The organism is Globicatella sp. PHS-GS-PNBC-21-1553 (genome assembly GCF_033564055.1).
In the GTDB taxonomy this organism is placed as follows: domain Bacteria; phylum Bacillota; class Bacilli; order Lactobacillales; family Aerococcaceae; genus Globicatella; species Globicatella sulfidifaciens.
Genome location: NZ_CP085470.1, coordinates 2,533,935 through 2,539,934 on the forward strand (window position 1 = coordinate 2,533,935; position 6,000 = coordinate 2,539,934).

Annotated in this window: 5 protein-coding genes; 4 read left to right on the forward strand and 1 reads right to left on the reverse strand. The window is 33.5% G+C overall.

What is annotated here, in order from left to right:
* The first annotated feature begins 143 nt into the window (after positions 1–143).
* Together LB888_RS12070 and LB888_RS12075 are read left to right on the forward strand one after the other, a co-directional pair.
* Positions 144–836 (forward strand): AzlC family ABC transporter permease, encoded by a 693-nt coding sequence (locus tag LB888_RS12070; RefSeq protein WP_318753103.1) that lies wholly within the window; start codon positions 144–146, stop codon positions 834–836.
* Positions 837–838: 2 nt separating this feature from the next.
* Positions 839–1,162: a branched-chain amino acid transporter permease gene (locus LB888_RS12075; RefSeq protein ID WP_318753104.1), complete on the forward strand. Its 324-nt coding sequence runs from the start codon at positions 839–841 to the stop codon at positions 1,160–1,162.
* Between the two features lie 159 nt (positions 1,163–1,321).
* On the opposite strand, the gene LB888_RS12080 is transcribed toward LB888_RS12075, so the two are convergent.
* Positions 1,322–4,039, reverse strand: coding sequence for a DNA translocase FtsK (locus LB888_RS12080; RefSeq protein WP_318753105.1), 2,718 nt, complete (start codon positions 4,037–4,039; stop codon positions 1,322–1,324).
* A 103-nt stretch (positions 4,040–4,142) separates the two neighbouring features.
* On the opposite strand from LB888_RS12080, the gene LB888_RS12085 reads away from it, so the two are divergent.
* Complete coding sequence (locus LB888_RS12085) at positions 4,143–4,418, forward strand: acylphosphatase (protein WP_276934370.1); 276 nt, start codon at positions 4,143–4,145, stop codon at positions 4,416–4,418.
* Positions 4,419–4,789: 371 nt separating this feature from the next.
* Complete coding sequence (gene yidC, locus LB888_RS12090) at positions 4,790–5,758, forward strand: membrane protein insertase YidC (RefSeq protein WP_066126098.1); 969 nt, start codon at positions 4,790–4,792, stop codon at positions 5,756–5,758.
* Positions 5,759–6,000 lie beyond the last annotated feature (242 nt).

The window sequence follows — 6,000 nt, forward strand, 5'->3', positions numbered from 1 at the left end:
AAGCAACTTAATTTAAACAACTCACAAAACTTGACTAAAGTAGGTGGTTAAAATAAAATTAAGTAATGCTAATACGTTTTTAATTTTTTATAAAAAACTTCTAGGTACTATGATACCTTATTTTTTTGTAAAGGAGCATGAGAATGAAAGAAGCTTTTAAATTTGCTTTTCCCAAAACAATCCCAATTTTTACAGGTTTTTTATTTTTAGGCATATCCTATGGTATCTTCGCCACTTCTTTAGGTTTTCATCCGCTGTTTCCTATTATAACCAGTGCTATCGTCTATGCCGGGTCAATGGAGTTTGTCACCATGAGTATGTTATTAGGAACCTTTAATCCGATAATGTCCTATTTATTAACGCTCATGGTGAATGCTCGTCATATATTTTATGGATTATCGATGCTAGATAAATTTAAAAATTTAGGTTGGAAGAAATTTTTTATTATTTTTGGCATGTGTGACGAAACTTTTTCGATTAATGTATCACTTGATATTCCGGAATACTTAGATAAAAGTTGGGTCTATTTTCATGTTACTTGGTTAAATCAAATGTATTGGGTGTTTGGTACAGCTGTAGGTGCTATTTTTGGTAATCATTTGCCTTTTGATACTCAAGGGATTGATTTTGTCCTAAATGCGCTTTTTATTGTGTTATTACTCGATCACTGGCTTAAGAAAAAACAACATCATTCCGTATTTATTGGTTTGTTGGCCTCTCTATTAAGTCTTATCGTATTTGGGGCAGAAAATTTTATGATTCCTGCGATGGTAATAATTATACTCATTTTTTCTTTTCAATTTTTTATAACGAAGCCTAGCGGTTGGGAGCGATGAAGATGACAAATACACAACAAATTATGACAATTCTAGTGGTAGTTTTAGGTACCATGACCACTCGTTTTATTACGTTTCTTATCTTTCCTGAAAGTAAAGAACCACCTCAATTTGTACGATATTTGGGTGAGGTTTTACCAAGTGCTGTTCTAGCTTTATTAGTTATTTATGCTTTTAAAAATTATCAAATACCATTTTCTCAACAAAACTGGTATGGTTTCATTGCAACGCTTGTTGTCATTATTATTCATTTATTCAAACGTAATTTATTATTAAGTATTAGTATTGGAACAATTGTTTATATGGTACTGATTCAAAGTTTATAAATAAAAAACGAGATTAGCTCGCTCTATGCGTAATGCTCCTTATCGTTCCTTTTATGATTTAAAGGAAATGACATTTGAGTCTAGCTAAATCTCGTTTTATTTTTATTTAATTGATTGGTATATCTTCGGTCATATCATCTAAATGGATACTAGTCAATTCTATAATACTTGACGTGGCTTACTACCATCTTGCGGAGCAACTAAACCTGCCGCTTCCATATCATCCACTAAACGGGCTGCCCGGTTATAACCGATTCTGAATTTACGTTGTAATTGAGAAATACTAATGGTTTCAAGTCCTTCAAGCATGGCGACAGCCTCTTCAAAGTACTCATCTTCACTCACACCAAGTGAACTTTCACTCTCCTCATCGAGATCAATCAGTGAATCTTCGTAATCAGCTTTTTGTTGATCTTTAATAAAATCTGTAATCCGTTCAACTTCTGTATCGGAAATATAAGCACCTTGAACACGAACTGGTTTATTTTTACCCATTGGTTGAAATAGCATATCCCCACGTCCAAGTAATTTTTCTGCCCCATTACTATCTAAAATAGTTCGTGAGTCAGTACCACTTGAAACAGCAAAGGCTAAACGGCTCGGTACATTGGCTTTAATAATCCCCGTAATGACATCCACTGATGGTCTTTGAGTAGCGATAATCATATGAATCCCAGCAGCACGTGCCATTTGCGCCAAGCGTATAATGGCGTTTTCGACTTCATTACTTGCGACCATCATTAAATCCGCTAACTCATCAACAAATACAATAATTTTAGGTAGTTTTTCATAAACGGCCTCTCGCTGTTCTTTGTTCCAGTCATCTACTTGTTCATTATAACTATCAATATTTCGCACATTTGACGCTGCAAATAATTCATAACGTCGTTCCATTTCTTGAACCACTTTATTTAAAGCTTGAGCTGCTTTTCGTGGATTAGTGACAACAGGTGTCAATTGATGTGGTAAATCATCATAGAGTGTCAATTCAACTTTTTTCGGATCAATCATTAAAAATTTAACTTCATCCGGTTGAGCTTTCATTAACAAGGATACAATAATAACATTCATCCCCACCGATTTACCTGAACCAGTAGCTCCAGCAATTAATAAGTGAGGCATCTTGCTTAAATCAGCTAAACAGACAGATCCCGAGATATCACGACCCAATGGCACTTCCAATAAGTTTTTACTTTCAAGTGCGGCATCAATAATTTCCCAAAAGGAAACCGGACTAACTTGAGTATTCGGTACTTCGATCCCAATCAATGATTTGCCCGGAATCGGTGCTTCCATCCGAATATCACGTGCGGCTAATGCCAAGGCAATATCATCAGATAAAGAAACAATTTTACTAACCTTTACCCCGACTGCCGGTTCAATTTCGTACTTCGTTACCGATGGGCCTAAATTAGCTTGTACCACTTTGGCTTTTACGCCAAAACTTTCAAAGGTACGTTCTAATTTTTCGATATTTTCATTAATACGTTCGTATTCTTCACTTTGGTCTACCGGTGGTATTTTTTTCAATAAGTTTTTACCGGGTAAGGTTAATTTTTTGCCCTTCTTAACTTGAGCTGGTTTCTTATTGACTTTGGGTTCAGCAATTTCAGCCGAATCCAATACTTTTTCAATCTCATCAGTAGTTAAGTCTTGCGTACTCGTCGCTTGATTTTGCCAATGTCCAGCTGAACTCATGCGTTGACTAGGTTGTTCTTCAACTTCCAAAGTCTGTAGGTCATCGGTTGTTGCGTTGGTAGATGGGAGCTCTCCCTCATCAAACGATTTTTCTTTGGATACTGCAACTTGGTCAGCAGCCATTTCATTCTGTGTTGCTTGATTAGAGCTTATAATAATTGGTTTAGTAATCTCTGCTTTAGCGGGTTGGTTATTCGACTTAGATTGTTTTTTTAAGTTATGATCATAATCAAAATAATCTAAATCTAACACCTTTTCTTCACGCACAATGCGGTTGACAACTGTTTCCTTTCCTAAATCATAGGGCTTAAATTCTCTAGTTCCAGCATCTTGATAAGTTGGTTTATAAGCTGTCTGATACAAATCATCCGATTGATTAACTACTTGTTTGTCTTTGAACAGTCGATTGAATAAAGAAGGTTTCTTTTCCGTAACTGTTGTTTCGGACATTCCTACATCTGAATTAAACGGTTCAATCGATTCCGGATCATCTTCTTGTAAAATAGCGACATCCATTGCTTGATCATTGAATACATCTTTAATCTCCTCAAAATTAGGAAATAATTTTTTAAGTATATTGCGGATACCCACAAATGTATTGTAGAAAAATTGTTTCAACATCTCAAAACTGATACTTTCAACTAAACAAAAGCCAATAATGAAAAGAATACCAGAAAATAAATAGGTACCCCAACGACCAAATAAATAGCCTAAAGTTGAATAAAAAGCAGCTCCTAAAAATCCGCCTCCTAAATCCGTTCGATTTTGGCTCACAAGAAAATCATTTTGAAATCGTTCATAAGTTAATCGAAAGATTGCTGAAGGTTCGACACTATTAAATAAATTAAAATGTAATACTGTCGTCAAGGATACTAAAATTAAAAAGGCCCCTAAATAACGCCACCATTGAATTTTAGGTAAATGTCCTTTTAAAATTAAATAGGTTGCCCATAAAATAGCACTGAGTAAAAACAAGGTATAGGTTTCACCAATTAATAAACGAAAAGTATTCGCAAATAAATTACCGACAAAACCACCATCAAATAGTGATAATAAACTAATAAAAAAAATGATTAAACCTATTATTAAATAGGTAATTTCATATTTTAATTTTAAAGTTGTCTGAGTGCTACTTTTTTGTTTTTTCGAGTTGTTTTGGTTGGTATTTTTTTTAGCCAAAATGCTCACACTCCACTTTCTTAAATTCTCTGCACATTATTATAACACATATTCACTTTTTTTTGATATGATGAAAACATACAAAATGAAAAGGATGAGGGCTATGCATACATTTGAACTTATTTTTAAAGGAAATGTTCAAGGGGTCGGATTTCGTTATCATGTTTATCAGTGCGCACTTAAATCTCAAGTTAAAGGTTTTGTTGAAAATTTAAATGATGGCACGGTCAAAGCAATCGTTCAAACTACTGAAAATTCGATAGACTACTTTATTGACGAAGTCTTTAATACCCCTTATCGGCTAATTAAAATCGATAAAATTGATATTAATGAAATTACGCCAACGGAAACATACCAAGATTTTTCAATTCACTATTAACCATTATGGCTCATTTAGACCTGCCAACTTAACCATTTGGTCTCATAAAAATGAACCCAACATCATTAATCAAAACGATAATGAATAAAGAACAAAAATAAATGCATTCGCTGCGCCAATTTAATTTATCAGCGAAATAGATAGTAAATAAACCTACCAAATGATGTTTCATTTTAATAATCGACAACTTAAATAATAAATAGTCGTTACAGCCTTAACTTATACAATTTCGGTGATTAGCTGGTTATCAAATTTCACATGCTTCATCACTTATTTTTCGATAATTGAGACCGTTCTCTATAAAACAGTTGAAAATTTGTTAATATTTCATTATAGTATATAGGTATGAAATGTTAATGGAGAGTGAATTAATGAAAAAATTAAAAAAACACCTTCCAATGCTATTATTATTATTTGGTATTGTCTTAATAGCGAGTGGATGTGTGCAATATACTGCAGACGGAACCCCAACAGGTTGGGTATATGAATATTTTGGTAAACCTGCAACAGCCTTTTTAAACTTCTTAGCTAATATCTTTGGTGGTAGTTATGGTGTCGCAATTATTATCGTTACCATTATTACCCGATTATTAATGTTACCTTCATCATTAAAGATGACAAAATCTTCAATGATTAGTCAAGCAAGAATGAAATTTGCACAGCCAGAAATTGATGAAATTCGTGCAGAAATCGATGCTACAGACGACCCTACTGAAAAAGCTCGTTTAAATAATGAATTGATGGCTGTTTACAAAAAATATGATATTGATATGTTTGGCGGCTTATCTGGATGTTTACCATTATTAATCCAAATGCCAATTATCTCAGCAGTCTATACCGCTATTCGTTCTTCACAGAAGATTATTGATAGTAAATTCTTAGGTATTCATTTAGGTGAACGTAATTTATTGATTGTCGCATTAGTAGTGGTATTTGCCTTCTTACAAGGTTGGTTAATGCAACGCGCTACTCCAAAAACGGATAATCCAACGGCCAATTCAACTACTAATTCTATGATGTTAATGAATCCAATTATGTTAGGTTGGATTTCTTATGCATCTAATGCTGGTTTAGGAATTTATTTCTTAACGGGTAGTATTTTTAGTTTCATTCAACAACTTTATTCAAATCATGTTATGAGACCTAAAATTCAAAAAATGCTTGATGATGAAGCTAAAAAATTTGAGAATTCTCCTCGTCAAAAACGAACCAAAGTTAAAAAAGCCAACGAAACAACTGCCGAAGGTTCAAAACGTTTAGTTCCTACTAAACAACCGGTTTTACCTGTAAATGAAAACAATAAACGTCGTAATGCGGGAAAACAAAATCGTCGTAAATAATTAAATACATAGCTTTTTAAATGTAGGCATTTGAAGGAGAAAAATCTAATTTTCAACTTCTTGCCTACTCTTTTTTTATCGTATTTACAATTAATAACTTAGATAAATAGGAGGCTGGGCAAAAAGTCCAGTCCATAAAAAGACAAGGTCATTATCGCAATCGTGATAATGACCTTTTTTATCCTTTCAGTAAACATGAAAGCCCTCACATGATATAATGTAAATAACGACAAATACAATTA